The organism is Bradyrhizobium diazoefficiens (assembly GCF_016616235.1).
GTDB classification, from domain to species: domain Bacteria; phylum Pseudomonadota; class Alphaproteobacteria; order Rhizobiales; family Xanthobacteraceae; genus Bradyrhizobium; species Bradyrhizobium diazoefficiens_H.
In genome coordinates, this window is the sequence record NZ_CP067100.1 from 4,719,507 (window position 1) to 4,744,396 (window position 24,890).

Consider the following 24,890-nt stretch of genomic DNA (forward strand, 5'->3'; position numbering starts at 1 on the left):
AAGCATCGTCCAGTGCAATCCGGGTCAGGGGCGTGGCACAATATCTCCGCACGCGCATGTGGAGACACCCCTCACCCCACCCTCTCCCCGCGAACAGCGGGGCGAGGGAGCAAACCGCCGCTGCCGCCGGATTCGAGAAGGAAAAGATCAATGAACAAGATCGATCTCAACGGCCGCGTCGCCGTCGTCACCGGCGGCGCGCAGGGCTTTGGCCGCGCCATCGCCGAGCGCTTCGTCGCCTCCGGCGCCAAGGTCGCGATCTGGGATTTCGACGCGGCGCTGGCTGAGAAAACGGCAAAAGAGATCGGCGACAACGTCCGCGTCTTCGAGGTCGACGTCACCGATACCGCGGCCGTCGAGCAGGCGCGCGATGCGACGCTGGGCGCCTTCGGCAAGATCGACATCCTCGTCAACAATGCCGGCATTGCCGGCGTCAACAAGCCGGTCTGGGAGACTGACCTCGAGGAATGGCGCAAGGTGCTGCGCATCAACCTCGACGGCCCCTTCATCTGCTGCAAGGCGATCGTGCCTGTCATGCTCAAGCAGAAATACGGGCGGATCGTGAACATCGCCTCGATCGCCGGCAAGGAAGGCAATCCCAACGCCGCGCATTATTCGACCTCCAAGGCCGGCCTGATCGCGCTGACGAAGTCGCTCGGCAAGGAGCTCGCCGCGCATGACATTCTGGTGAATGCGGTGACGCCGGCGGCCGCCAAAACCGCGATCTTCGACCAGATGACGCAGCAGCATATCGACTTCATGCTGTCAAAAATCCCGAAGGGGCGCTTCGTGCAGGTGGAGGAGCTCGCGGCCATGGTGAGCTGGCTCGCATCCGAAGATTGTGCCTTCTCCACCGGCGCGGTGTTTGATATTTCCGGTGGACGGGCGACCTATTGAGACATGGCCGCCGCGGGGGCGGACAATGCAATTCGGTCGTCGGGATTTCGTGAAGCTTGCAGCCGGCGCAGGCGCGCTGCCACTGCTGTCGCGCACAACGCTCGCGCAACTCGCGCCCAACCCGCCGAGCATCCGCCCGCCCTCGCCGGCCGAGCGCGGCACCATGGCGCGGCTCGCGCGCACCTTCATGGACAAATACGACGTGCCGGCGCTGTCCTTTGCGATCGGCTATGCCGGCGCGATCATCCACGAGGATGCCTTCGGTCTTGCCGATCGCGAGCGGAACGAGAGCGTGACGCCGCGGCATCTGTTCCGGATCGCCAGCGTCAGCAAAATGATCACCTCGGTCACGATCTTCCGCCTGATCGAGGAGAACCGCCTCAAGCTGACGGATCGCGTATTCGGCCCGGGTGCGCTGCTCGGCACCGATTACGGGCAGCCGCCCTACTCCGCCGGCATCGAGCAGATCACGCTCGAGCTTCTGTTGACCCACACCGGCGGCGGCTGGAGCAACGACAACCGCGATCCCATGTTCACCCATCCGCGGATGGACCATGCCGAGCTGATCGCCTGGACGCTCGCCAACCGGCCGCTGGACCGGCCGCCGGGCCAGCGTTACGCCTACTCCAATTTCGGCTATTGCGTGCTGGGGCGCGTGATCGAGAAGCTCACCGGCCAGCTCTATGCCGAGCACGTGCGCACCGAGGTGCTGGCGCGCTGCGGTGTCACCGACATGGCCATCGCGGGCAACACGCGCGACCAGCGCCAGGCCGGCGAAGTTGCCTATTACGGCCAGGGCGAGAGCCCCTACGACATGAAAGTGCGACGGATGGATTCCCATGGCGGCTGGATCGCGACGCCATCGGATCTCGTCCAGTTCTTGATGCATGTCGACGGCTACACGCGGCCGGCGAACATCCTGCGGCCGCGCTCCATCCAGGTCATGACCACCGCGCCCGGCTACAGTCCGGACTATGCCAAGGGCTTCTGTGTCAACAAATCAGACAATTGGTGGCACAATGGCAGCCTGCCGGGCACGAGCACGATTGCCGTGCGCACCCACGGCGGCTTCTGCTGGGCGGCCTTCACCAACACCAGACGCGGGGATTCCAACATGGACGGCGATCTCGACAATCTCAACTGGAGCATGGCTCGCCAGGTCGGCGAATGGCGGGTGGCCTGAACCATGATCCGGGAAGGTGGATGCCTGTGCGGCGCGGTGCGGTTCAAGGCGGAGGGCGAGCCGCTTAACGTCCGCATCTGTCATTGCCGCTTGTGCCAGAAGGCGATGGGCTCGCCGTTCTTCGCCCGCGCGCAATTTGATCAACGCGCGCTCACCGTCGAGGGCGAGACGGAGCGCTATGCGTCGTCCGAGAACATCGACCGCGTGTTCTGCAAACGCTGCGGCACGCGCCTGTTCGCCTGGCGCCGCAACGGCACGCTGGCGGGCGTTTCGCTCGCGACTTTCGACGATCGCAACGCCTTTGCACCGACCGAGCACATCTGGGTGAGCGAGAAACCGTCGTGGCTGAAGCTCGATGACGGCCTGAGGCAATATGAGGGGACGATTCCGGCTTGAATTTGCCAGACGGCGCGGCAGCTTCGGGGCGCCGATCAACGTGGCATTTCGGAACCGGCCACCCTATCTTGAGCCGAAGCGTTGCTGCACCGCCGGTTCGGCCGGGTCGTCTGCAAGCGCAGGCAAACCGGGACAAACGAGCCGTGAACATTTCCTTCTATGATATTTCGGTGTGGGTGCTGCCGCTGGTGCTCGCCATCACCTTCCACGAGGCGGCTCATGCCTTCGTCGCGCACCGGCTCGGCGACAACACCGCCTGGCAGCTCGGCCGTGTCAGCTTCAATCCAATCAGGCATATCGACCCGTTCGGCACGCTGATCTTGCCGGCGATGCTGCTGTTCGCGCATTCGCCGTTCCTGTTCGGCTATGCCAAGCCGGTGCCGGTCAATTTCCGCAAGCTTGGCAATCCTCGGCTCGACATGGTTTGGGTGGCGCTGGCCGGCCCCGCCACCAATATCCTGCTGGCGCTGGCGGCGGCTCTCGCCCTCCACGCCGTGCCCTTCGCCCCGGCCGGCGCGGCGCAGTGGATCTTCGACAACCTGAAGAATGCGCTGGTCATCAACGCCATCCTGGCCGTCTTCAACATGATGCCGATCCCGCCGCTCGACGGAGGGCGGGTCGCGGTCGGGCTGCTGCCGCGGCCGCTCGCTTTGCCGCTGGCCCGGCTGGAGCCGTTCGGCATGCTGATCCTGATCGGGCTCTTAATCCTGCTGCCGCTCGCGGGCTCGCAGTTCGGTCTAAATCTTGATGTTATTTCAGCAATACTGCGAACGTTGACCGGTTATGTGATTCAGACTGTTCTCTTCCTGACCGGCAATGCGTAGTTGAACAGCGCCATCCGAACACACGCCGAAGGGTCGAGGCCGACTTGGTCAAAGCTGCCGATATGCTGATCGCGCGACGCGCCGACACCCGCGCCCGCGCCGATTTTGCCACCTGGAAGATGATGGCCAAGCTCAACGGCGCGTCCGCGCTGCCTACCGAGGCCCAGGAGTTCCTCGCCAGCTACAAGAACCTGGTGGCGCAGATGAGCGAGGGCGAGGCCACTGAGGCCACGATTGGCGCGATCTACAGGGCCTACTATGCCGAGATGGGCGGCGCGGGAATCCCGCCCGACGTCCGGCCCCGCGCGACAGAGCCGGCCGCGGATAATGTTACCGCCTTCCGGCGCCCGGCACCGAAGCCGAAGAAGGTCAGCTTTTTCGGGGCAGCAGCCGGCGGAACCCAGAAGCGGCCGCTCCCGGTGGCGCTGATCTTCGCCTGTTTGGTCGTGGTCTATGTCGGAATCAGGCTTTACTGGCGCTGAGCCGTCTTCTTCTTTTTCTTCGCGTCCGGCGGCGTGAAGATGATGTCCACGGTGCGCTCGAACCGGTCCTGGGTGAGCGCAGCGGGCGGTGTCGGGAACGGATCGGATTTGTGGACCATGGAGACCGCGGCAGCATCGTAAGCCGCGTCCCCGGACGACTGCACGACGTCGACCGAAATCACGTTGCCTCTTCGGTTAAGCGAGAAGCTCACCTTCGCAGTCTGGTTATTGGGCTCCCTGCCCTCCGGATTGACCTTGTGCGCGGCAAGATGCGCGCTGATCTTGCGGTTCCAGTCGGCCGTCACCTTCAAGAGGTCCTTGCCAATGCCGAGCACCGGCGCCGTCGCCTTCTCGGTCTCGCGGGTGGCGTCTTCGAAAGTCTGCCGCTCCATGTCGATCTGCTTTTGCGCCGCTTCCATCGCCGGAGTCTCGACGGCCGCCACCTTCGGATCGTCGTCCTGCTCCTTCTTCGCCTTCTGCTCGGTGACGATGCGATCAGCCTCCTCGACCTGCTGCGGCCGATCTTGCGGAAGCTCCGTCTCCTGCTTCTCCGCCTTCTGCTCCGGAAGCTCCGGACGCTCTTCCTGTGCCACGGAGTCGGTGGGCCCGGGTGGCATGTCGGACTCCTGAGCCGGCGGCGACGTCATCTCGACGGCAAACTCCGCCCCCGCCGCGCCCAACCCCTCCTCGCCATCGTCGGCCTGCAAGCTGGCGAGCGCAAGCGCGGCCCCGCCGGCATGGAGCGCGAGCGCCACCACCGCCGCCAAAATCCACAGCCGCCGCGATGATCTGGGTTCAAGTTCGACGTCCGACATCACAGTCCCTTGCCAGTCCCTTGGCGTCCCCTATGGCTGCGCAGGGGCAGCGGCACCCGACCCTGCCGGCGTGCCCGGGCCCTCAAGAGCAACCAGCTTGACCCGCGTGTAGCCGCCGGAGCGCAACAGCTCCATGACGCCCATCAACTCACCATAAGGCACGAAGCGATCGGCGCGCAGGAAGACGTATTTGTCCTTGCTCATGTCGGACATGCCATCGAGGGTCGCGATCAAATCGGCCCGGTTGACGGACTCCTCTCCGATCGCCAGCCCGAGGTCGCGCTTGATGCTGAGATAAGTCGGCTTGTCCGGCTTCTTCTGCGGCGTCGCGCTCGAGGTCGGCAGGTCGATCGGCAGATCGACAGTCGAGAGCGGAGCTGCGACCATGAAGATGATCAGCAGCACCAGGATGACGTCGATGAACGGCGTGACGTTGATGTCATGCGTTTCCGCGAAATCGTCGTCGTCGGTATCATTGTCTGCGAGCGAAACGCCCATGGCTCACTCCGCCGCGCGCGAATGCGCGCTGCCGTGGCTACGATCGAGATCGCGCGAGAGCAGTCGCGCCGCAGCGCCCGAAGCGCGGCTGACCAGCTCGAGATAGCTCTTCGTCACCCGCGAGAAGTGGTTGTAGATGATGACCGCGGGGATCGCGGCGACGAGGCCGATCGCGGTGGCGAGCAGCGCCTCGGCGATGCCGGGCGCGACCACGGCAAGATTGGTGGTCTGCGACTTCGAGATGCCGATGAAGCTGTTCATGATGCCCCAGACCGTGCCGAACAGGCCGACGAAGGGCGACGTGGAGCCGATCGTCGCGAGCACCCCCATGCCGATGCGGATGCGCCGCGCCTCGGCGCGCACGATCTCCTGGAAGCTCGAGGCCGCGCGCTCCTTAATGCCGGCATCGCTGGACAGCCCGGCCGACATCCGCGCCTCGCGCAGGGCTGCCGCCAGGAACGACGGCAAAATGCCTTCCTTGGCGCCGAGCGCCATCTGCGCCTCGGCGAGCGAGCGCGCCTCCGCGATTTTCTTCAGCGCCGAACGAAGCTTGCTCGATGCGACCGACAGCTCGATCGATTTGGCGATGAGGACGGTCCAGGTCATCAGCGATGCGAAGGCGAGCCCGATCATCACCGCCTTTACGATGACGTCTGCGGACATGAACATCACCCAGGGCGACAGTTCCTTCATCGCCGGGGCGACGGACACGTTATCGGCCTTCTGAGTAACCGCAGTGACGGGGGCGGGCTGCGCAGCCGGAGCAGCCGTCGAGGCCGCCGGCGCCTGCGCGGCAGGTGCAGCGGCCGGAGCCGGGCTAGCCGCCTGAGCCGTCGGTTGCGCCGGCGCGGTCTGTGTCTGGGCAGAAACGGGGGATGCGAACCAGGCGGCCGCCAGCATCAAGGCTGCGGCGAGGCTTGCGGGTGAGGACATGATCTTCATACTTCGGCCCAGTAGCGAATGAGGTTGTGATAGATACTCGTCAATTTGACCGTTTCGGGATCGTCACGCCCGAGCCGTTCCACCAGCGCCTGTATCGCGGTGTCGAGGTCAAAGATCATGCTCCGGGCTTGATCGTCCCGTATCATGCTCTGAAGCCAGAAGAAAGACGCAACCCGCGTTCCCCTCGTCACCGGAGTGACCAGATGGAGGCTGGTCGACGGATAGAGCACACAGTCGCCGGCTCGCAACTTGACTTCGTGCGAACCGTAGCTGTCCTCGATCACAAGTTCGCCACCATCATACTCGTCCGGTTCGGCAAGGAACAGCGTCACCGACACGTCGGTGCGGATGCGAAGGCCGGTCAGCCGGTCGCCGCGGATCGCATTGTCGACATGCAGCCCGAAATGATGGCCGCTGTCCGCCGCATAGCGGTTGAACAGCGGCGGGAAGATCTGGAGCGGAATGGCCGCCGCGATGAAGCGCGGGTTCGACGTCAGCACCGAGATGATGCGGTGGCCGAGCGTGCGCGCGACCTCGCTGTCCGGCGGCAATTGCTCGTTGCGCTTGACCATCGCCGACTGTGCGCCTGCGGTCGAGCGGCCGTCCTCCCATGCGCTGGCGTCCATGATGCGGCGGAAATCCGCCACATCATCCTTGCTGAGAACGCCAGGCAGGCATGTCAACATGATCAGAACTTCGCCGATGTCACGATGTAGAACGCCCGTCCCGGCGCGACCGCCACGAACGGCGCTGCGCTGCGATAGAGTGTGTCGTAATAGAGCTTGTTGGTGAGGTTCTGCGCGTACAGCTTCATGGTCCAGTGCTGGTCGATCTTCTTCTCGACGAAGGCGTCAAAGCGCCAGTAGCTCGGGATCAGCGTGCCGGTGTTGGCGCCGAAGGTGCCGCCATAGACCTTGGAGCGGAACACCGCCTGCCCGCCGACTTCCCAGTCGCGGTCGAACTTGTATTTGGTGAGCAAGCTGAACGACTGGTGGGCGACGTTGGCGAGCGGCAGGCCGACATTGCCGACGATGTTGCTCTTGGTGACCTTCGAGTCCATCAGCACGATGCCGCCGAAGATGCTCCAGCGATCGGTGATCTTGCCGCTGGCCTCGATGTCGATGCCCTGGATCCGGTAGGCCGCGCCCGAGGTCAGCGTGGTGCCGACGGTTTCACGCGCGTTGTCCTTGGTGGTCTGGAACAGCGCGCCGGTCAGCAGCAGGTGGCGGTCGAACAGCTCCCATTTGGTGCCGACTTCGGCGGCCTTGTTGCGCTCGGGCCCGAGAATGACACCGCCTGGAACGGCCCCGCCGTAGTCCGCCGCGGTACCATCGAGCTCGGAGCCGAACGGATTGGTCGAGGTTGCGTAGGCCGCATAGAGGCTGCCGATCGGAACGGGCTTGTAGACGATGCCGGCATTGTAGTTGACGAAATCCGAAGTGACCCGGCTCGATTTCGCCGCAGTCGACGATGTCAGGTCATAGCCATCATATCGCACGCCGCCGTTCAGGATGACCGTATCTTCCCAATTGGCCGTGTCGAGAACATAGAACGCCCTGCTGTCGACGTTGTAACGGGTCGGATCGCCCGTCAGCACCGGGTTGAACGGGCCGGGGCTGTAGGTGTAGCCGGGCGCATAAATCGACTGGTTCGGCAGCGCGCCGTTGCTGTTGAACCCTGCGCCGAACGCTTCGGACGCAAGCCCGTTGTAGCGGCCAATCCCGACGCGCTCGTTGGAGACCTCGAGGCCTGTCACTGCCGTGTGCCTGACCGGTCCGGTATCGAACTTGAACGTGGCGTCTTCCTGGTTTGCGATGACGTCAACCCACTGGTTGCGGCTCTGCGCGCTCGCGGTGAACTTCCAGGTCGTCGGATCGGGGTTGGTCGTGATGGGCGACTGCGGCAACGTGCCGATATATTCCAGCGTCGACTGCTCCATGCGGGTCCGGCTGGTCAGGGTGATATTGTCGGTGGGCTTGTATTCGCCCGTCAAAGTGCCGAAATCCTGCCGCGCGGTCTGGAAATCGCGATTGAGAAAGCCGTACCAGGTCCCGCGCGGAACGCCCGCCTCCGTGACCGGCACGTTACCCTGCTTGTAATAGGGCACGCCGAAATCGGGATAGCCGCTGAGATTGGTATGGACGTAGTTGGTGGTGATCTTGATGTCGTTGGTCGGGGCGTACTTGGTCGAGATGAAGGTGCCCCAGCGATTGTCGGTGACGAAGTTGCGGCCGGCGACATTGGCGTCCTGGAACAGCCCGCCCGTGCGAACCGAGAAAGTCGGATCGATGACCTGGTTGACGTCGAGCGTGACGCGCTTGGTCATGTCGGTGCCGAACGTCGTCTCGGCGTTTTGGAAATTGCGGTCGGTCGCCTGCTTGGTGACGATGTTGATGGCGCCGCCGGCGGTGCCGCGGCCGGCATAGGACGAAGCCGGGCCACGCAAGATCTCGAGCTGCTCGGTGAAGAAGTTCTCGCGGATCGAGACCGCGGGATCGCGGATGCCGTCGATGAAGACGTCGTTGCGCGCGTCGAAGCCGCGGATGAAGAAGCGGTCGCCGAACGCGTTGCCGCCCTCGCCCGAGCCCAGCGTCACGCCGGCGGTCGAGCGTCCGATCTCCTTCAGCGTCGTCGCGTTCTTGTCCTCGAGGATTTCCTTGCTGAGCACCGTGATGGTCTTCGGCGTGTTCAACAGCGGTTCGGGAAACTTGCCCGAGGCCTGGACGCGATCGACTTTGTACGGCGCGGCCGGATCGGCATAGGGATTGGCGTCAGCGGGGCCGGTCGGCGTGGTCGGCGCCGCCTGCTGCTGCGCCTGCTGGCGCTGCGCGGCGCGGCGCAGCGCGTTGCGGGCGCGCACCTGCTCCGGCGAGGGCCTGGAAGCCGTCGGACGCGGACGCTGGACCGGCGCGTCGACGGTCACCGGCGGCAGGTTCGACTGCTGCGCTTCCGCGCCGCTCGACACCGACGCCGCGATCAGGCTCGCGACCGCCGAGACCTTCTTGCCGGAAATGCCCGCAGATTTCTCATCCAGCGGATTGAACGCTGCGACCGAACGCAACGATTTCGGTGCGACCACCTGCCCCATTCAACACGCCCCATCTTCCTGTTCGCTCGCTCATTTCGATGAACGATGGGCTGTTGGTATCGGCGGCAAAATAGCGGGTCAATGCGGGCAAGCCGCGAGAACGCTTGAATAGGTCCAGATCAAAACGATTCCAAACTGTCCATTGAAACGTTTCTAAACAGAGATTAGAGTCGTTCTAAAGCGTGCGCAAAAACACGTCGAAGATCAGCATCGCGCTCACGGCATCAATCACTGCTCGGCGGCTTCATCAGCGAGAACAATTCATCGACGGTCTTCTGCGCGACGGCGCGCACGCGATCGGTGTTGTCCATGCCGGCGATGTTGACGCCGCCAACGACCGCTTTGATCTCGTCGCGGAAATCGGTGAGGAAGCGCAAGGGATCGCGCTGCTCGTTGGCGACGCGCGCGATCAGCCCCGTGATCAGAATCTGACACGCGATCAGCTTGCCGTTCAGCTCGTCCATGCTGCGCTCCCCTTATGGCCGCGCCGATATGGACGATGCCGATTTTCCTGACAACCGAAACGGCGCGCACGCGACTTAGAACCGTTCTTGAGCGTGCCTGGTGCTGCCGCTCGGCGCGTCGCACCTGCGCGCGCACACCACTTCCGAGCATTGCACAAAGCTTGCACGCTGATCGGTCGCACCATGAAAATGCAGCGCTGCACACCGACGTGCCGCGGTGCTGCGTAAGCCGTGCAAAGCTTTCCAATTGTTTAGGATTCTCAACGGATAGTGCTGTTTACACTGGAACTTGGCGTGTAATATACAAGCGCGCTGGAACCCTACGATTGCCCCATCATTCGTTTACTTGGGCATAGAAGCCGACACGAGACGATATGAAAAAGTCCCGGCCGATCCTGTGGATTCTGATCATCGCGGCCGTGGCCTCCGCGGGGTATTACGGTTGGCAGAAATACGGCTCGCCCGGGGCCGGAAAGACCCAGACAGCCCAGAAGGGGCCGCCGCGTCAGGCTGCCGTTCCGGTGAGCGTTTCGCCGGTCGAGAAAGCCGACTTCCCGGTTTATCTGACCGGCCTCGGCACGGTTCAGGGTTTCAACACCGTACAGGTCCGGACCCGGGTCGATGGCCAGATCGACAAGCTCGCCTTCACCGAAGGCCAGATGGTCAAACAGGGCGATCTGCTGGTTGAAATCGATCCCCGCCCGTTCCAGGCCGCGCTCGACCAGGCCAAAGCCAAGAAGCAGCAGGACGAGGCCAATCTCGCCAACGCCAATCTCGATCTGCAGCGCTACACCAAGCTCGGCGAATTCGCGACGCGGCAGCAGACCGACACCCAGCGCTCCACCGTCGCTCAGCTCACCGCCCAGATCGCCGCCGACGAGGCCGCGATCGCCAACGCCCAGACCCAGCTCGACTACACCCAGGTCAAGTCGCCGATCACCGGCGTCGCCGGCCTGCGCCTGGTCGACATCGGCAACATCGTCAACGCCTCGTCGCAAACCGGCATCGTCACGATCTCGCAGGTCGAGCCGATCTCGGTGATCTTCACCGCGCCGGAAGACCAGCTGCCCTATATCAGCGAAGGCCAAAAGGCCGGCGCGCTCAAGGTGATCGCCTTCACCACCGACGGCAAGAAGACGCTGGCCGAAGGCAAGCTTGCGGTCATCAACAACCAGGTCGACACCACCAGCGGGACGATCCGGCTCAAGGCGGTGTTCGACAACAAGGACCACACGCTGTGGCCGGGCCAGTCGGTTTCGACGCGCCTCTTGGTTCGGACGCTGAAGGATGCGACCGTCGTTCCGGATGACGCGGTTCAGCATTCGACCAACGGCCTCTACGCTTATACCGTCAATCAGGACAACAAGGCCGAGGTGCACAAGATCAAGGTGAGCTACGCCATCGACGGACGTTCGGTCGTCGATGAAGGGCTCACGCCCGGACAACAGGTGATCACCGGCGGTCAATTCAAGGTGCAGCCCGGGAGCCTCGTCTCGACGGCGGTGGCAAGCTCGGATCCGGCCCAGAACAAGGTACGACAGGAATGAACGCGGGCGGGATTTCGGCACCTTTCATCCGTTATCCCATCGGCACCTCGCTGCTGATGGCCGGCATTCTCTTTGTCGGTCTCGTCGCCTATCCCCTGCTGCCGGTCGCGCCGCTGCCGCAGGTGGACTTCCCGACCATCCAGATCACCGCCAATTTGCCGGGCGGCAGCCCGGAGACGATGGCCTCGTCTGTGGCGCAGCCGCTGGAGCGCCAGTTCGCGCAGATTCCCGGCATCGCCCAGATGACTTCGACGAGTTATCTCGGCACCGCCTCGATCACCATCCAGTTCGACCTCAACCGCAGCATCGACGGCGCCGCCAACGACGTGCAGGGCGCGATCAATGCCGCAAGCGGCCAGCTGCCGAAGAACCTGCCTTCGCCGCCGACGTATCGCAAGGTCAACCCGGCCGACGCGCCGATCCTGCTGCTGTCGGCCACCTCCGACACGCTGCCCTTGACCAGCGTCAGCGACGCGGTGGACGCCCAGCTCGCCCAGCAGATCAGCCAGCTCTCGGGCGTCGCACAGGTCTTCATCGGCGGCCAGCAGAAACCCTCGATCCGCATTCAGGTCGATCCGGCGAAGCTGGTTGCCAAGGGCCTGTCGATGGAGGACGTGCGCAGCCAGATTGCGATCACCACGGTCGACAGCCCCAAGGGCAATATCGACGGCGAGAAGCGCGCCTACACGATCTACGCCAACGACCAGCTGACCCAGTCCAAGGACTGGAACGACGTCATCATCGCCTATCGCAACGGCGGCCCGTTGCGCATCCGCGACATCGGCCAGGCGGTCAGCGGCGCCGAAGACGCCAAGCAGGCCGCCTGGGCCAACGGCAGACGCGGCGTGTTCCTGGTGGTGTTCAAGCAGCCGGGCGCCAACGTCATCGAGACCGTCGACCGGATCAAGGCGACCCTGCCCCGCCTGGTTGCGGCGATCCCGCCCGCGATCAAGATCGAGCTCATCAGCGATCGCACCACCACGATCCGCGCCGCGGTCGAGGACGTCCAGTTCACCCTGCTGCTGACCATCGCCCTCGTAGTCATGGTCATCTTCGTCTTCCTGCGCAGCTTCTGGGCGACGGTCATTCCCACCGTCACGGTTCCGCTGGCGCTGCTGGGCGCCTGCGCCCTGATGTGGGTGTTCGGCTATTCGCTCGACAATCTGTCGCTGATGGCGCTCACCATCGCTGTCGGATTCGTCGTCGATGATGCCATCGTGATGCTGGAAAATATCACGCGCTACATCGAGGAAGGCGAATCGCCGATGGCGGCGGCCTTCCGCGGCTCCAAGGAAATCGGCTTTACCATCGTGTCGATCAGCATCTCGCTGGTCGCGGTGCTGATTCCGCTGCTGCTGATGGGCGGCATCATCGGCCGCCTGTTCCGCGAATTCGCCGTCGTGCTGGCGATGACGATCTTCGTCTCGATGTTCGTGTCGCTGACGCTGACGCCGATGATGGCCTCGCGCTTCCTGCGCGCCCATGGCGAGGTCACCCACGGCAAGTTCTACCAGTGGAGCGAGCGCGCCTTCGATGCGATGCTGCGCGGCTACGAATACGGGCTCGACCACGCCCTGGCCTGGCGGCGCACCACGCTGACGATCTTCTTCGCCACGCTCGCTTTGTCGGTCTACCTGTTCGTGCTGATCCCGAAGGGCTTCTTCCCGCAGCAGGACGTCGGCCTGATCACCGCGACCTCCGAAGCCTCGCAGGACATCTCCTTCAAGGACATGGTCCGGCGCCAGGAGCAGCTCGGCAAGATCATCATGGCCGACCCCGACGTTGCCAGCATTGCCATGGCCATCGGCGGCAGCGGCCGTGCCGGCAACAACGGCAACCTGTTCATCACGTTGAAGCCTCGCGACCAGCGTGAGGCTTCTGCCCAGGAGATCATCGCGCGGCTGCGTCCGAAGTTCGACAAGATCGAGGGCGCGCGGCTCTACATGCAGGCGGCGCAGGACGTCCGGCTCGGCGGCCGACCGACCCGCACGCAGTTCGAGTTCACCCTGCAGGACGCCGATCTCGCCGAGCTCAACGACTGGGCGCCGAAAATCCTCGCCAAGATGCAGACGCTGCCGCAGCTGCGCGACGTCGCGACCGACCAGCAGACGCAGGGCACCACGGTCCAGCTCAAGATCAACCGCGACACCGCCTCGCGCTACGGCATCCAGCCGCAGCTGATCGACGACACGCTGTATGACGCGTTCGGGCAGCGGCAGGTGACACAGTATTTCACCCAGCTCAACACCTACAAGGTGATCCTCGAGATCCTGCCGGAGCTGCAAGGCAGCCTCGACAGCCTGAACAAGCTCTATCTCAAATCGCCATTGACCGGCGACCAGGTGCCGCTGTCGACCTTTGCGACCTGGACCACCGATCCGGTCCGCCCGCTCTCGATCAGCCACCAGGGCCAGTTCCCGGCGATCACGATCAGCTTCAACCTCGCCCAAGGGGTCGCGCTCGGCCAGGCCACCGAGGCCGTGCAGAAGGCGATGGCCGATCTCGGCGCGCCGCCGACGCTGAATTCGAGCTTCCAGGGTACCGCGCAGGCGTTCCAGCAGTCGCTCGGCACCGTGCCGCTTCTGATCCTCGCCGCGCTCGTCGTGGTCTATCTGATCCTCGGCATTCTCTACGAGAGCTACATCCATCCAATTACGATTCTGTCGACCCTGCCCTCGGCCGGCGTCGGTGCGCTCGCGATCCTGATGGCGGCCGGCTTCGATTTCAGCCTCATTGCCTTGATCGGAATCATTCTGCTGATCGGCATCGTGAAGAAGAACGGCATCATGATGGTCGACTTCGCCATCGCCGCCGAACGCGACGAACACAAGACGCCCGCCGAATCGATCCGCCAGGCCGCGCTCTTGCGCTTCCGCCCGATCATGATGACGACGATGGCGGCCCTGCTCGGCGGCGTGCCCCTGATGCTCGGCCATGGCACCGGCGCCGAGATCCGCCAGCCGCTCGGCTACGCCATGGTCGGCGGCCTGATCGTCAGCCAGGCGCTGACGCTGTTCACGACGCCTGTGGTCTATCTCTATCTCGACGAGCTCAACAACTGGTTCTCCGGCTGGGGCCGTTCGGCTGACGGCGAGGGCGACGAGACGCAAGCGCACGGCACCGTCAAGGAAGCCGCCGAGTAGGCTTGTGAGGTGCCTTTTGTGAGCAGCCTTGCGCCGCGGCCTCTGCGACGCTACAGCGAGGCCCTCGGTTCACGCCAACGCCGTTTCGCCATGCTCATGCAATCCAGACTTGCCGCCCTCGCCGCCGCCGTCCTGCTGTCGACCGCCGCCGCGTACGCCCAGCAGGGCGCCAAGAAGAACGCAGCCCCGGCCGCCGCCGCACAGCCCGCCTCCGCCCCGACGCAGCAACCGGCCGAAGGCGCCCCGGGACAGCCGGGCTGGATCGTGCGTTGCACCAGCGCCAGCCGCGATGCGCCGCTCGAATGCGCGATGGAGCAGAATGCGGTGCTGACCAAGACCGGCCAGACCGTCGTCCTGATCAACATCCGCATCGCGCCCGACACCCGCACGCCGATCGCGCTGCTGCAATTGCCGCTCGGCATCAACCTGCCGGTCGGCGCCAAGCTCCAGGTCGACGAGGGCAAGACGTTCGACCTGCAGCTCCAGACCTGCGAGAACCGCGGCTGCTACGCCTCGACGCCGATCGCAGCCGACCTGCTCGCCGCCTTGCGGTCGGGCAAGCAGCTCAAGGTCTCCTTCCAGAACATGGCCAAGGAGACCATCGCGATCCCGATGCCGCTGAACGATTTCGCGGCGGCGTACGACAAGATCAAGTAACGGCCTCGCTGGGGCTGAGATCGCTCAGTCCACGCCGAGATAGGCCTTCTGCACCTGCGGATCCTCCGCCAGCGCCGCCGCCGTGCCTGACAGCACGCTTCTGCCGACCTGGAGCACGGTGGCGAAGTCCGACACCTCCAGCGCGAGCTCGATCGATTGTTCGGCGAGCAGGATGGTCAGCCCCTCGCGATGCAGGCGGTCGAAAGTTTCGTACATGGACTCGACCACAGCCGGCGCGAGGCCGAGCGACGGCTCGTCCAGCATCAACAGTTTCGGGTCGCTCATCAGCGCGCGGCCGACCGCGAGCATCTGCCGTTCGCCCCCGGACATGGTGCCGGCGCGCTGATTGCGGCGCTCCTTCAGCCGGGGAAAGATCTCATAGACCCGCTCCAGCAGCACGGCTTGGCGCGACTTGTCGTGCAGCGGGGTCGCGCCCAGCATCAGATTGTTCTCGACGCTCTGTTGCACGAATAGCCGCCAGCCCTCCGGCGACAGCGCCAGCCCCTTGCGCACGATCGCAAAGGCCTTCTGGCCGGCGATGTCCTCGCCGCGAAAACTGATTTTGCCGGAATGCACGGGGATGAGGCCGACGATCGCATTCAGCGTCGTGGTCTTGCCGCCGCCATTCGAGCCGAGCAGCGCGACGACGCTGCCTTCGGGCACCTCCAGCGACACGTCGGAGACGCCGATGAGGTCGCCATAGCGCACCTCGAGATGCTCGATCCGCAGAAGTGCCCCGCTCATAGGTCCGGCCCGCCCATCAGCTCGACCGGCGTATGGCCCGCCGCTGCCTTGGCTGCTCGCGTGCCGAGATAGGCGGCGATCACGGCCGGGTTGGATGTGACCTCGCGCGGCGAGCCGCGCGCGATCTCCTTGCCCTGGTGAAACACCATCACGCGGCTGGCGAGCGACATGATCACTTCCATGATGTGCTCGACAATGACGAGCGTGATGCCCGAGCGATGAATGTCGCGGACGAGATCGATGGCGAGCCTCACTTCATGGGCGTTGAGGCCGGCCATGGCCTCGTCGAGCAGCAGCACTTTTGGCTCGGTCGCAAGGGCTCGCGCGATCTCCAGCCGCTTGCGGCCCGGCGTGCCGAGCGAGCGCGCTGGCGCATCCGCAAGACGGCTCATGCCGACGCGCTCCAGCACGGCGCGCGCTTTCGTTTCGGCTTCCTTGCGATGTGAGGTGCGGAGGAACGCACCGATCATGACGTTCTCGAGCACCGTCATGTCCTCGAAGGTCTGCGGCACCTGGAAGGTGCGGGCGAGCCCGAGCCCGGCGCGCAGTTCCGGCGTGAGATCGGTGATGTCGCGCCCCTCGAACAGCACGCGACCCGAGGTGGTCTTGAGGTCGCCGGTGAGGCAGTTGAAGAAGGTCGATTTTCCTGCGCCGTTCGGGCCGATCAGGCCGAGAATGTCGCCCTGCTCCAAGGTCACGGAGGCATCGTCGACCGCCTTGAAGCTGCCGAACGCCTTGATGATCCTGCGCGCCTCAAGGAGCATGGCTTGCTCCCTTATCGATCTTGCGCTTGCTTCGTCCCGTGAGCAGGCTGAGCAGGCCGCCGGGCTGGAAGCGCGCGATCAGCACGATGATCGCGCCATAGACCACGAAGGTGAGGCCGGCGCCCTTGCCGCCGAGCCAACTGTTGGAGATTTCCTCCAGCGGCACCAGGATCGCCGCGCCCACCAGCGGGCCGAACAGCAGCCCTGCCCCGCCCAGGGCCGCCATGATCAATATCTTCACCGAGATCAGGATGCCGAGCCCGGACTCGGGATCGACGAAGCCGAACATCATGGCGTAGAGCGCACCGGCGACGCTCGTCAGTGCCGCGCTCAGCATGTAGGCGTAGAGTTTCGTACGGCTGGCAGGCGCGCCGAGCGAGCGCGCGGCGCGCTCGGAATCCTTGATCGCGCGTAGGTAAAATCCCATGCGGCTGTTGGTCATCCACCAGGTGATCAGCAGCGTGATCACGAGCACGGCGAGGAAGAGATAGTAGTACGGCAGCGACGACAGGAAGGAGAGATCGAACATGTTGCGCGGCACGGCCGGCCCCGACAGGCCGACGGCCGCACCCAACCATTCGGTGTTGGTGACGATCAGCCGCATCGTCTCGGCCACCGCAATCGTCGCCATGCTGAAGTAATGGCCCGACAGCCGCAGCGTCGGCACGCCGACGATCGCGGCGAGCCCGACCGCCAGCACGATGCCGCCGGGGATACCGAACAGCGGCGACAGGCCGAATTTGGCGTAAGATCCCATCGCGGCGTAGGCGCCGCACCCGAAGAACACGACATGTCCTACCGACACCTGCCCGGCATAGCCGCCGACGATGTTCCAGGCGGATGCCGCGATGGCATAGAGCAGCACCAGGGCGCCGAGCCGCTGCTGGAACGGCGAGGACAGCAGCAGCGGATAGGCGATCGCGAAGGCTGCGACGGCCGAGAGCCAGACCCAGCGCCGCATCACATCTTCCCCATCAGGCCCTGTGGCCGGAACCAGAGGAAGGACAGGAACAGGACGTAGACGACGATATCCTTGTAGACGGCACCGATCAGATAGCCCGACAGCGACTCGATGACGCCGATCAGAAGGCCCGCGACGAGCGCGCCCGGCACGCTGCCGAAACCGCCGAGCGATACCGTGACGAAGGCGACGATACCGAGCGTCTCGCCGACTGTCGGCACGATGTAGAAGAAGTTCGCGATCAGCGCGCCGGCAAGCCCCGTAGCGCCAGCCGCGATCGCCCAGGCGATCGCCTGCATGGTGTCGGGCCTGATGCCCATGAGCTGGGCCGCGGTCTGATCCTCCGCCACCGCCAGCATCTTCGAGCCGAGCGAGGTGCGAGTCAGGAGCAGATGCAGGCCGAGCGTCACCAGCAGCGCGACGACGCCGGCCAGCAGCCGCGAGGCCTCGATGCGCAGGCCCGCGACCGCATAGGTGCCGCCGACGATGTTGGGCGGCATCGACAGGAAGTTGGCGCCGAACCACCAGAACACGGAATAGCGCAGCAGCAGCGCGAGACCGAATGTGCCGAGGATCTGGGCCAACATCGGCCCCTTCATGATGTCGCGGATCAGGGCGAAATAGACCAAGACGCCGACGGTCGCGAGCACCAGGGTTGCCAGCGGCGCGCCGAGGATCGGCCCTCCTCCCATCAAGGTATAGACGACATAGGCAACGTACATGCCGAGCATGACGAAATCGCCATGCGCGAAGTTGACGATGTTCATCATGCCCCACACCAGCGTGAGGCCCGAGGAAAACAGGGCGTAGACGGCGCCAAGCAGAAGCCCGCCGACGATCACCTGCACGAGGACGAAGGACATGAGCCGTGTTGCTCTGATCAAATCATTTCGGAAAAGAGCGGGGCGCGCGGCCCCGCCTTAAAAAACCTCACCAGCCCTTGTAGGGCAGCACAGGGGTCTTCTCGGCATTCGCCTTCGGCCACACCGAGACATAATTCTCGCCATCCTGAAGCTGGATGATGGCGCCGGAGGCGGAGATGTTCTGGCCCTTGTCATCGAACTTTACGCCCTTGTAGCCGATCATGAGCTGCTCGGGCTTCAGGTCCGTCGCCTTCAGCGCGGCCTGGATCTTGGCAGGCTCGGTCGAGCCGGCGCGGTCGATGGCGTCAGCAAGCACGAAGAAGCCCTGCATCTGGCGCGCGACCGTGTCGTCCATCTCCTCGCCGCACTTCTTCTTGTACATGTCGGCGATGATGGCGGACGGCGAGCCCGACGGACCCACCACCCAGGATGAGCGGTTGAAGACGCCTTGCGAGATCTTGCCGACCGCTTTCGTGAAGGACGGATCGGAATAGCCGGCGTCATCGGCGAGCAGCACGGCCGGCTTGTAGTCGAGCGACTGCATGGTCTTGGCGAACAGGATCGCGTCGGACGTGTAGCTGATCATGATGACGACGTCGGGCTTCTTGTCCTTGAGCTGGAGCACCTGGCCCTGCACGTCGGTGGCGTTGACGGGATAGGCGACGTCGAGCGCGATCGGCTGGCCCTTCTCCTTGAAGGCGCCAGCGATCGTGTTCGCGACCGAGGTGCCGTATTCGGTGTTGTCATGCACCAGCGCGACGCTGTCGGTCCTGGCGCCCTGAGCCTTGATGTCGGCGAGGAAGTCGACATAGATTTTTGCGAAGTCGGTCGCGATCGGCGTGGTCCGGAAGAACCATTTGAAGCCGCGCTCGGTGAGATTGGCGGCAACCGACTCCGAGTTCAGGAACGGTACGCCGTATTTCTCGGCGATCGCGCTCGAGGTCAGTGTCACGCCGGACTGATAGGAACCGAACACCGCGGCCACCTTCTCTTCCGTGATCAGGCGCAGCGCCTGGTTCTGACCCGTTGCCGGGTTGCCCTGATTGTCGGCGATGACCACCTCGACTTGGGCGCCGCCGAGGCCGCCAAGACCGGCATTCTTAGCCAGCGGCAGGTTGCCGAGCTCGGGATGGGCGTTGTTGATGATGTCGGTGGCGACATCGAGCGCCGCTTTGGCGTGGGCGCCGATCGAGGCGGTGCCGCCGGACATCGGCATGATCACGCCGATCTTGACGACCTTTTCCTGCGCCTGCGCGACGGACGCGAGCGCAAGCGACATCGCGGCCGCGCAAAGCAGCCCCGTGACGTGCTTCAAATTCATGAAATCAGACCTCCCAAAGGGTTTCCCCGACCAGGGTTCTTTGGAAGCCGTGACTGGCGCCCGCTTCCGTTTGTTTGTGCCTGGCAATGCGAGGATGGCACGCCAACCGGACACCGGCAAGGTGAACGGAGTGCCACGATGCTGCATATGAGGGAGCAGCAAAACGCGCCGGCGGCGCGCGGATTCTATCTGGCGTCGTTCAACGTCAAACTAGCAACTGAGACGTGAAGGCAACCGGGGGGCAATTTGGGCGCCGTCGCTGCGGCACGAGATGCACCACCCCACGGTGACGCCGGGTTCGCCGCTTCCCGCCCACGGCATGTAGGATACGGGCCTTCGCCGGCCGAGACGACATTTTCCGGGACAAGCTGTCGCGCCTGTCCTCACGGCCGCAGCTTGAGTCCGCCCCGCCAGCAATGTAAGGTTGCATTTTTTGAGGAGGTTCATTTGAGCACAAGACTTTCATTGCTGTGCGTTCACGGCGTCGGCCATTCCGAGATCGACGCCGAGTTTCGAAAATCATGGCCCGAGGCGATCATACGCGCGGTGCAATCCGTCGATCAGAGCCGAAAGCATGTGGGTGCCGCGGAAGTTCGATCCCCTGAACAAGAGTCTGAAGAAGAGCAAGGATGGCGCCGACTATCTCGGCACCAACGGCGCCACGCGGCGGCTCGGACGCAGCATGGCGCTCCGCACCCAGCCCGACAGGGAATACGACAAAAAGCGGATCGAGCTCGGGCATGAGGGCCCATATCTGCCGATCCTGCTCGAGGTTTGCCAGGAGCAGGAGCTGTCTTATGAGTATCGTGACGGCGTCACATCGTACGGCGTCTACACGTTCTGCGTGGCGAAGGTCCTGCGCGAGCAGCGAATTCTCGGCATCAATCCGTCGTTCAAGGGCCTCAGCCAGCTCGTCACGGCCAAGCTTCGTCGTCTCAAGTACAACCAGACACCCAACCTCGTCGGCTTCAGCAAACGCATCGCGGCGAAAATTCCATGGAGTGCGGCAGATGCCGATGGCAACCAGCAACCCGCGCCGACGAAGCGCGTCGCCAAAACCGGCAGATCCAAGACCGCAAAATCCAAGACCGCAAAATCAAAGACGGCCAAGTCTAGGGCTGCCAAGTCGCCCCGAAAGAGGCGTCGCTAATCATGCCGCCTCGGCATGACGTGGCGCGATACGGCGCCAACATGCCGAGGCGCTGCCGAAAGGCGCGGACGCCCGGCGGCTCATCAACCGGCGGACTCTCGTTGCGGCGCATGCGCCTGAAGCAGCGTCGTGAATCCGCCATAGATCATGCGCTTGCCGTCGAACGGCATCTCGCCGCCCTTGAGCCGCTCATCGGCCATCACCTTCTTGTTGATGTCATCGCGGCTCTCGCGGTCGCGGTAGACGATCCAGGAGAACACGACCACCTCATCCTCGCTCGCCATCACCGCGCGCGGAAACGAGGTCAGCTCGCCATAGGGCACGTCGTCGCCGATGCACTCGACATAATCGAGCGCGCCGTGCTCCATCCACACCGCGCAAGCCTTTCGCGCCAGCGCCTTGTAGGCCTCAATCTTGTCCTTCGGCACGGCCAGCACGAAGCCATCGACATAGGGCATTCGGATCTCCTTTGGGTTGGGTGTCCCAAGGACGATGGAGCTGGCGGCGATCCGACGGGGCTCAGATGAGGCAAACCGTCGCGAGCGGCGGCTTCGAGCCGCTAAGCCGGAGTTCAGGAGAAACGCCAATCTGGGAATGCGCCGGAACTGGCTGGGGAACCTGGATTCGAACCAAGACAAACAGAGTCAGAGTCTGTTGTGCTACCGTTACACCATTCCCCAACGGAATAGCCGAACAAATTCAATTGCTTACCGATTTGCCCGACTGTGGCCGGACGCGCGTTCGGCGCACATCACGGCTCAGGCGTGGCAGCGTTCTACCCGCTCGCTTCTGGACTGGCAAGCGCTGCGGTGCACGGGTCTGTTGACCGCCAGAAGGACCGGAGACGGCCTATTCCGGCGCGAGTGTCGCCAGGCCCGCCTCGATGATGGTGATCTCCTCGCTGACCTGGGCGATGGCCTGCCTCGGGTCGATGCCTGTGACCGACACCAGTTGCCGCAGCAGGTCCTGCCGATGCGACAGGATTTCGTGGAGCGCATCGCGGTCGTTCAGCCGCACATAGCCTTCGACGATCAATTCAACGGAACGGGACATCGTACTCTCAAAATACAGGTGATTGTCGAACCCTGAAAATAGAGCGATCGGGCCTCCGATGTGAGCGCGACGTCGCGTCAACCTTGACCGGTAAGGCTAACGACCCGGACGCGAGACCGCGGCGCGCGGGGGCGGATCGAGCCCCCACTAGTTCGGGCGTCCGATGTTGACGACGATCTCGCCCCTTCCATGCGCGATCATCACCTGGCCGTACTCGTCCTGCGGCGGACTTTCCTCGTAGCGCAGCGGGATCGTGGTGATCTCCTCCGGCGCTTCGCCGCTCAGCTGCTGCGCGCTCATATCGAGGATCAGGATCTTGGGATTGATGCCCTGCGGCGAGCGCTTGGTCAGCCGAGCCTGCCAGCCGTTGGTCGGCACCCTGATGTCGCCGACCATGATCAGCTTGGGCGGCGCGCCCGGTGCCCGGTCGATCCAGGCCTTGAAGGTGTTTCTCAGCAGGACAGTCATGACGCGTCTCTCCTTTGCCAAGTTGCGCGATCCTTCGTTCCAGACGCAACATAAGCGGGCGAGGCGAAGCTGAACGTGAACGGGCCGTGAATTGGACGCATGCGCGATGTGCCCGCGGCGAGGATCGGCGTCTTGCCGCCACACGATACCAGCCAGGGAGGTTGTCCGGCACCGCCCCGATGCGCCACGGACCCCGGCAGACCGGCCGACGCGACAAGCAAGCCCCGCCCTCGCCTGCGAATTGCTGACGAGGCAACGAGCCGCTCGCACGGCGCAAGCGGCTGCGCCCCCGGCATTCACGCTCATTTCACGCTGATGGGCTCGAAGTGAGGAGCTCTTTCATTTCGCCTGCAAGGTCGCATTTCGATCAATCGGCAACCCTTGACCGTGTAACGGCCCCAGATGTACCATTCACGCATTGCACAAGAACCGGCGGGCTGTATTCCTGAGCTCACGTCTCATTGGCTTCGTGGACAAGGCGAGCCAATCAACTGCATTACACCAAGCCTAAGCGCCCGGGACCTGCCCTCCTGCACAGCAGTCGACGATGTCGGCGGGGGATGGGTCGAGATGTCGGGAGTCGACGGCGATAAGGCGGTTAGCGAGCGCGCGACCGGCCGCCTGAGGCTGAATATCATCGGAGCATTTTCAGCGTCGGTGGACGGACACGAGATCGGACTTGGCCGAAAGGCCCAAGCGCTTCTCGGCTATATGATGCTCTGCTCCGCACGTCAGTTGCCCCGGACCAAATTGGTCGGCCTGCTCTGGAGCGAGAAGGAAGACCCGCTCGCGAAAGGTTCGCTGCGCCAAACGCTCAGTCAAATTCAGCGCGAGCTGAAGGCGCTCGGCTGCACGCACTTCCATGCAGACCAGATGCACGTGGCCCTCGATGTCGAACAGGTCGCGTGTGACGTGATGGAGATCGTCGCGGATGCCGAGCGCGGCGTCGTGCATCCGACCCTGCTCGCGCAAGAACGCCTGACCGACGGCATTCTCGAAGACCTGGAAGGCGTCGACCCCGCATTTTCGGATTGGCTTGCAGAGACGCGACCGCTGATCCACGAACGGCTGATCGATGCGCTGACGAGACTGCTGCCCGATGAGAGCCAGACGGGCGTCACGGCCACCGCGGAGGCTGCGGCAAAGGCCATCTACCGACTGGATTCCGAGAACGAGCGGGCCGTTCGCGTTCTCATCAAGAGCCACACCACCGCCGGAAGCATCGGTGCAGCGCTCGCGATCTATGCACGGCTTTGGCGCCAACTCGAGGACGCCTACGATATCGAGCCGCACAAGCTGACACAGGACCTGATAGCCGGCCTGCGCCAGCAACAGCCTGAGACGATCGTACGGCCAGTTCCATCCCCCGCAGCAGCACCCGCGCTCGCTCTGGCCGGATTTGCCGTCAGCCGGCCATCGGTTGCCGTTCTCCCCTTTCGCGCGTTGTCGCCGGCGCTGGAGCCTCAATTCACGATCGGCATCGTCGACAGCGTCGTCCAGGCCCTGTCGAGCCTGAAAGAGCTGCTCGTCATTTCCCGCGGATCGACCATGATTCCAGTGTCGCAGACGCTGGATCTGCGTGCGATCGGCCGCGATCTCAACGCGCAGTATCTGCTTCATGGAAGCATTCAGCGCGCCGGCGATCAGATCCGGATCTCGACCGAACTCGTGGCCGCCGAAACGGTCGAGGTCGTCCGTGTCGATCGTCTCAGCGGAACGGCCGCCGACGTCTTCGACCTGCAGGATCGCATCGCCGTCGAGGTCATACGCTCGCTGGCGCCCCAAGTCCGCGACCGGGAGCTTCATCGCGCAATGCAGAAGAGACCTGACGATCTCGACGCCTATCAGCTGGCGCTGGTCGGCTACGACCAGATGTTCAGCCCTGACTACACGACATTCGTGACGGCCCGGACCAATTTCGAGCGGGCGCATGTCCTCAGCTCCGGTTGGGCGCCGCCCCTGTCTTACAGCGCCATCTGGCACATGCAGCGTGTGGCGCGCGGATGGTCCGCTCACGCTCCGAGCGAACTCGACACCGCGCGGATGCTCGCCGAACGTGCCCTGGAGCGAAACTCGGCCGATCCGCTCGCCAACGCCGTCGGCGGCTATACGCTCTCGCAGTGCAAGCACGATCATGCCGGCGCCCTCAAACAGCTCGATCGTGCGATCGAGCTGACGCCGAACCTGGCGCTCGCATTCGCATACCGCGCCGCCGTGAATGTCCGCTGTGAGCGGTATGAGGATGCGCTCGCCGATGCGGCGATCAATCTGCGGCTGTCGCCGCGCGACAGGCACGCCTGGTTCGCCGAGATGATCTCGGCTCAAGCCCATTTTGCCATGAATGATCTCGACGCGGCCGTCGATCACGCGATGCGGGTCGCGCGGCGGCTGCCAAGCGACCAGGCGAACCTGCGCGTTCTCATCGCAGCCCTCGTCGAAAGCGAGCGCCTCGACGATGCGCAGGCCTTTGCGCGGCCGATGATGACGGCCGGCGAACTCGACCTGACGTGGATTGCGACGTCGCCATGGCCGAAGCCCACCCTGGCGCGCATCGAGGCCGCGCTCGCGCGGCTGGCATCGACGCTGCGGCGCGGCAAGCCCCACGGCGGCACCGGGAAATCTTGACAGAG

At 64.2% G+C, this 24,890-nt stretch carries 24 protein-coding genes and 1 tRNA gene; 10 read left to right on the top strand and 15 right to left on the bottom strand.

Annotated elements, in window-relative coordinates; translation table 11 throughout:
* Positions 1–150 precede the first annotated feature (150 nt).
* The 5 genes from JJB99_RS22565 (at position 151) to JJB99_RS22585 (ending at position 3,782) form a co-directional block, all read left to right on the top strand.
* Positions 151–897 (top strand): SDR family NAD(P)-dependent oxidoreductase, encoded by a 747-nt coding sequence (locus JJB99_RS22565; RefSeq protein WP_200494510.1) that lies wholly within the window; start codon positions 151–153, stop codon positions 895–897.
* A gap of 25 nt (positions 898–922) precedes the next feature.
* On the top strand, positions 923–2,080 hold the full coding sequence (locus tag JJB99_RS22570) for a serine hydrolase domain-containing protein (protein ID WP_200494511.1): 1,158 nt from the start codon (positions 923–925) through the stop codon (positions 2,078–2,080).
* 3 nt (positions 2,081–2,083) lie between these two features.
* Positions 2,084–2,476 carry a GFA family protein gene (locus tag JJB99_RS22575; RefSeq protein WP_200494512.1) on the top strand — a complete coding sequence of 131 codons (393 nt, stop codon included), beginning with the start codon at positions 2,084–2,086 and terminating at the stop codon, positions 2,474–2,476.
* Positions 2,477–2,619: 143 nt separating this feature from the next.
* Positions 2,620–3,300 carry a site-2 protease family protein gene (locus JJB99_RS22580; protein WP_200500250.1) on the top strand — a complete coding sequence of 227 codons (681 nt, stop codon included), beginning with the start codon at positions 2,620–2,622 and terminating at the stop codon, positions 3,298–3,300.
* Positions 3,301–3,362: 62 nt separating this feature from the next.
* Positions 3,363–3,782: a hypothetical protein gene (locus JJB99_RS22585; RefSeq protein WP_200500251.1), complete on the top strand. Its 420-nt coding sequence runs from the start codon at positions 3,363–3,365 to the stop codon at positions 3,780–3,782.
* Here the strand turns inward: JJB99_RS22585 and JJB99_RS22590 are convergent.
* The 6 genes from JJB99_RS22590 to JJB99_RS22615 all read right to left on the bottom strand — a co-directional run bounded on the left by JJB99_RS22590 (position 3,770) and on the right by JJB99_RS22615 (position 9,589).
* Complete coding sequence (locus JJB99_RS22590) at positions 3,770–4,597, bottom strand: TonB family protein (protein ID WP_200494513.1); 828 nt, start codon at positions 4,595–4,597, stop codon at positions 3,770–3,772. The genes JJB99_RS22585 and JJB99_RS22590 overlap by 13 nt on opposite strands.
* A gap of 30 nt (positions 4,598–4,627) precedes the next feature.
* On the bottom strand, positions 4,628–5,095 hold the full coding sequence (exbD, locus tag JJB99_RS22595) for a TonB system transport protein ExbD (protein ID WP_200494514.1): 468 nt from the start codon (positions 5,093–5,095) through the stop codon (positions 4,628–4,630).
* Positions 5,096–5,098: 3 nt separating this feature from the next.
* Positions 5,099–6,037 carry a tonB-system energizer ExbB gene (gene exbB, locus JJB99_RS22600; protein WP_200494515.1) on the bottom strand — a complete coding sequence of 313 codons (939 nt, stop codon included), beginning with the start codon at positions 6,035–6,037 and terminating at the stop codon, positions 5,099–5,101.
* Entirely contained in the window at positions 6,034–6,723 is a 690-nt protein-coding gene (locus tag JJB99_RS22605) for a Fe2+-dependent dioxygenase (RefSeq protein WP_200494516.1), read from the bottom strand. Before JJB99_RS22605 ends, exbB begins: the two co-directional genes overlap by 4 nt.
* Before the next feature lie 2 nt (positions 6,724–6,725).
* The gene (locus JJB99_RS22610) at positions 6,726–9,125 is read right to left on the bottom strand and encodes a TonB-dependent receptor (RefSeq protein ID WP_200494517.1); all 2,400 of its coding nucleotides are present in this window, start codon (positions 9,123–9,125) and stop codon (positions 6,726–6,728) included.
* A gap of 224 nt (positions 9,126–9,349) precedes the next feature.
* On the bottom strand, positions 9,350–9,589 hold the full coding sequence (locus JJB99_RS22615) for a hypothetical protein (RefSeq protein WP_200494518.1): 240 nt from the start codon (positions 9,587–9,589) through the stop codon (positions 9,350–9,352).
* Positions 9,590–9,963: 374 nt separating this feature from the next.
* Between JJB99_RS22615 and JJB99_RS22620 the strand changes: the two genes are divergently transcribed.
* The 3 genes from JJB99_RS22620 to JJB99_RS22630 all read left to right on the top strand — a co-directional run bounded on the left by JJB99_RS22620 (position 9,964) and on the right by JJB99_RS22630 (position 14,936).
* Positions 9,964–11,136, top strand: coding sequence for an efflux RND transporter periplasmic adaptor subunit (locus JJB99_RS22620; RefSeq protein WP_200494519.1), 1,173 nt, complete (start codon positions 9,964–9,966; stop codon positions 11,134–11,136).
* Positions 11,133–14,279: a multidrug efflux RND transporter permease subunit gene (locus JJB99_RS22625; RefSeq protein WP_200494520.1), complete on the top strand. Its 3,147-nt coding sequence runs from the start codon at positions 11,133–11,135 to the stop codon at positions 14,277–14,279. Before JJB99_RS22620 ends, JJB99_RS22625 begins: the two co-directional genes overlap by 4 nt.
* Before the next feature lie 90 nt (positions 14,280–14,369).
* Positions 14,370–14,936, top strand: a complete 567-nt coding sequence (locus JJB99_RS22630) for an invasion associated locus B family protein (protein WP_200494521.1) — start codon at positions 14,370–14,372, stop codon at positions 14,934–14,936.
* 24 nt (positions 14,937–14,960) lie between these two features.
* On the opposite strand, the gene JJB99_RS22635 is transcribed toward JJB99_RS22630, so the two are convergent.
* From JJB99_RS22635 to JJB99_RS22655, 5 genes are all read right to left on the bottom strand, one after another.
* Positions 14,961–15,680 (bottom strand): ABC transporter ATP-binding protein, encoded by a 720-nt coding sequence (locus JJB99_RS22635; protein WP_200494522.1) that lies wholly within the window; start codon positions 15,678–15,680, stop codon positions 14,961–14,963.
* Positions 15,677–16,444 carry an ABC transporter ATP-binding protein gene (locus tag JJB99_RS22640; protein ID WP_200494523.1) on the bottom strand — a complete coding sequence of 256 codons (768 nt, stop codon included), beginning with the start codon at positions 16,442–16,444 and terminating at the stop codon, positions 15,677–15,679. The genes JJB99_RS22635 and JJB99_RS22640 overlap by 4 nt, the downstream gene beginning before the upstream one ends.
* Positions 16,434–17,405, bottom strand: a complete 972-nt coding sequence (locus JJB99_RS22645) for a branched-chain amino acid ABC transporter permease (RefSeq protein WP_200494524.1) — start codon at positions 17,403–17,405, stop codon at positions 16,434–16,436. The genes JJB99_RS22640 and JJB99_RS22645 overlap by 11 nt, the downstream gene beginning before the upstream one ends.
* The gene (locus JJB99_RS22650; protein ID WP_200494525.1) at positions 17,405–18,268 is read right to left on the bottom strand and encodes a branched-chain amino acid ABC transporter permease; all 864 of its coding nucleotides are present in this window, start codon (positions 18,266–18,268) and stop codon (positions 17,405–17,407) included. The genes JJB99_RS22645 and JJB99_RS22650 overlap by 1 nt, the downstream gene beginning before the upstream one ends.
* 67 nt (positions 18,269–18,335) lie before the next feature.
* Positions 18,336–19,589: an ABC transporter substrate-binding protein gene (locus JJB99_RS22655; protein WP_200494526.1), complete on the bottom strand. Its 1,254-nt coding sequence runs from the start codon at positions 19,587–19,589 to the stop codon at positions 18,336–18,338.
* 574 nt (positions 19,590–20,163) lie between these two features.
* Here JJB99_RS22655 and JJB99_RS22660 point away from each other — a divergent pair.
* Positions 20,164–20,739 (top strand): hypothetical protein, encoded by a 576-nt coding sequence (locus JJB99_RS22660; protein WP_200494527.1) that lies wholly within the window; start codon positions 20,164–20,166, stop codon positions 20,737–20,739.
* An 83-nt stretch (positions 20,740–20,822) separates the two neighbouring features.
* Here JJB99_RS22660 and JJB99_RS22665 read toward each other — a convergent pair whose 3' ends face one another.
* The 4 genes from JJB99_RS22665 to JJB99_RS22680 form a co-directional block, all read right to left on the bottom strand.
* Positions 20,823–21,197 (bottom strand): DUF1428 domain-containing protein, encoded by a 375-nt coding sequence (locus JJB99_RS22665; RefSeq protein WP_200494528.1) that lies wholly within the window; start codon positions 21,195–21,197, stop codon positions 20,823–20,825.
* A gap of 148 nt (positions 21,198–21,345) precedes the next feature.
* Positions 21,346–21,419: transfer RNA gene (locus JJB99_RS22670), tRNA-Gln, on the bottom strand.
* 169 nt (positions 21,420–21,588) lie between these two features.
* Positions 21,589–21,792: a hypothetical protein gene (locus JJB99_RS22675; RefSeq protein WP_200494529.1), complete on the bottom strand. Its 204-nt coding sequence runs from the start codon at positions 21,790–21,792 to the stop codon at positions 21,589–21,591.
* A 147-nt stretch (positions 21,793–21,939) separates the two neighbouring features.
* Positions 21,940–22,260 carry a hypothetical protein gene (locus tag JJB99_RS22680; protein WP_200494530.1) on the bottom strand — a complete coding sequence of 107 codons (321 nt, stop codon included), beginning with the start codon at positions 22,258–22,260 and terminating at the stop codon, positions 21,940–21,942.
* Positions 22,261–22,662: 402 nt separating this feature from the next.
* Between JJB99_RS22680 and JJB99_RS22685 the strand changes: the two genes are divergently transcribed.
* Positions 22,663–24,885: a BTAD domain-containing putative transcriptional regulator gene (locus JJB99_RS22685; RefSeq protein ID WP_200494531.1), complete on the top strand. Its 2,223-nt coding sequence runs from the start codon at positions 22,663–22,665 to the stop codon at positions 24,883–24,885.
* Positions 24,886–24,890 lie beyond the last annotated feature (5 nt).

Excerpts from the sequence above, each read along its gene's own strand:
- JJB99_RS22570 (WP_200494511.1), top strand. The coding sequence starts at position 923 with ATGCAATTCGGTCGTCGGGATTTCGTGAAGCTTGCAGCCGGCGCAGGC.
- JJB99_RS22680 (WP_200494530.1), bottom strand. The coding sequence starts at position 22,260 with ATGACTGTCCTGCTGAGAAACACCTTCAAGGCCTGGATCGACCGGGCA.
- JJB99_RS22620 (WP_200494519.1), top strand. The coding sequence starts at position 9,964 with ATGAAAAAGTCCCGGCCGATCCTGTGGATTCTGATCATCGCGGCCGTG.
- JJB99_RS22630 (WP_200494521.1), top strand. The coding sequence starts at position 14,370 with ATGCTCATGCAATCCAGACTTGCCGCCCTCGCCGCCGCCGTCCTGCTG.
- JJB99_RS22625 (WP_200494520.1), top strand. The coding sequence starts at position 11,133 with ATGAACGCGGGCGGGATTTCGGCACCTTTCATCCGTTATCCCATCGGC.
- JJB99_RS22650 (WP_200494525.1), bottom strand. The coding sequence starts at position 18,268 with ATGTCCTTCGTCCTCGTGCAGGTGATCGTCGGCGGGCTTCTGCTTGGC.
- JJB99_RS22655 (WP_200494526.1), bottom strand. The coding sequence starts at position 19,589 with ATGAATTTGAAGCACGTCACGGGGCTGCTTTGCGCGGCCGCGATGTCG.
- JJB99_RS22565 (WP_200494510.1), top strand. The coding sequence starts at position 151 with ATGAACAAGATCGATCTCAACGGCCGCGTCGCCGTCGTCACCGGCGGC.
- JJB99_RS22585 (WP_200500251.1), top strand. The coding sequence starts at position 3,363 with ATGCTGATCGCGCGACGCGCCGACACCCGCGCCCGCGCCGATTTTGCC.
- JJB99_RS22590 (WP_200494513.1), bottom strand. The coding sequence starts at position 4,597 with ATGTCGGACGTCGAACTTGAACCCAGATCATCGCGGCGGCTGTGGATT.
- JJB99_RS22635 (WP_200494522.1), bottom strand. The coding sequence starts at position 15,680 with ATGAGCGGGGCACTTCTGCGGATCGAGCATCTCGAGGTGCGCTATGGC.
- exbB (WP_200494515.1), bottom strand. The coding sequence starts at position 6,037 with ATGAAGATCATGTCCTCACCCGCAAGCCTCGCCGCAGCCTTGATGCTG.
- JJB99_RS22615 (WP_200494518.1), bottom strand. The coding sequence starts at position 9,589 with ATGGACGAGCTGAACGGCAAGCTGATCGCGTGTCAGATTCTGATCACG.
- JJB99_RS22665 (WP_200494528.1), bottom strand. The coding sequence starts at position 21,197 with ATGCCCTATGTCGATGGCTTCGTGCTGGCCGTGCCGAAGGACAAGATT.
- exbD (WP_200494514.1), bottom strand. The coding sequence starts at position 5,095 with ATGGGCGTTTCGCTCGCAGACAATGATACCGACGACGACGATTTCGCG.
- JJB99_RS22605 (WP_200494516.1), bottom strand. The coding sequence starts at position 6,723 with ATGTTGACATGCCTGCCTGGCGTTCTCAGCAAGGATGATGTGGCGGAT.
- JJB99_RS22645 (WP_200494524.1), bottom strand. The coding sequence starts at position 17,405 with ATGCGGCGCTGGGTCTGGCTCTCGGCCGTCGCAGCCTTCGCGATCGCC.
- JJB99_RS22675 (WP_200494529.1), bottom strand. The coding sequence starts at position 21,792 with ATGTCCCGTTCCGTTGAATTGATCGTCGAAGGCTATGTGCGGCTGAAC.
- JJB99_RS22685 (WP_200494531.1), top strand. The coding sequence starts at position 22,663 with ATGTACCATTCACGCATTGCACAAGAACCGGCGGGCTGTATTCCTGAG.
- JJB99_RS22640 (WP_200494523.1), bottom strand. The coding sequence starts at position 16,444 with ATGCTCCTTGAGGCGCGCAGGATCATCAAGGCGTTCGGCAGCTTCAAG.
- JJB99_RS22575 (WP_200494512.1), top strand. The coding sequence starts at position 2,084 with ATGATCCGGGAAGGTGGATGCCTGTGCGGCGCGGTGCGGTTCAAGGCG.
- JJB99_RS22660 (WP_200494527.1), top strand. The coding sequence starts at position 20,164 with ATGTGGGTGCCGCGGAAGTTCGATCCCCTGAACAAGAGTCTGAAGAAG.
- JJB99_RS22610 (WP_200494517.1), bottom strand. The coding sequence starts at position 9,125 with ATGGGGCAGGTGGTCGCACCGAAATCGTTGCGTTCGGTCGCAGCGTTC.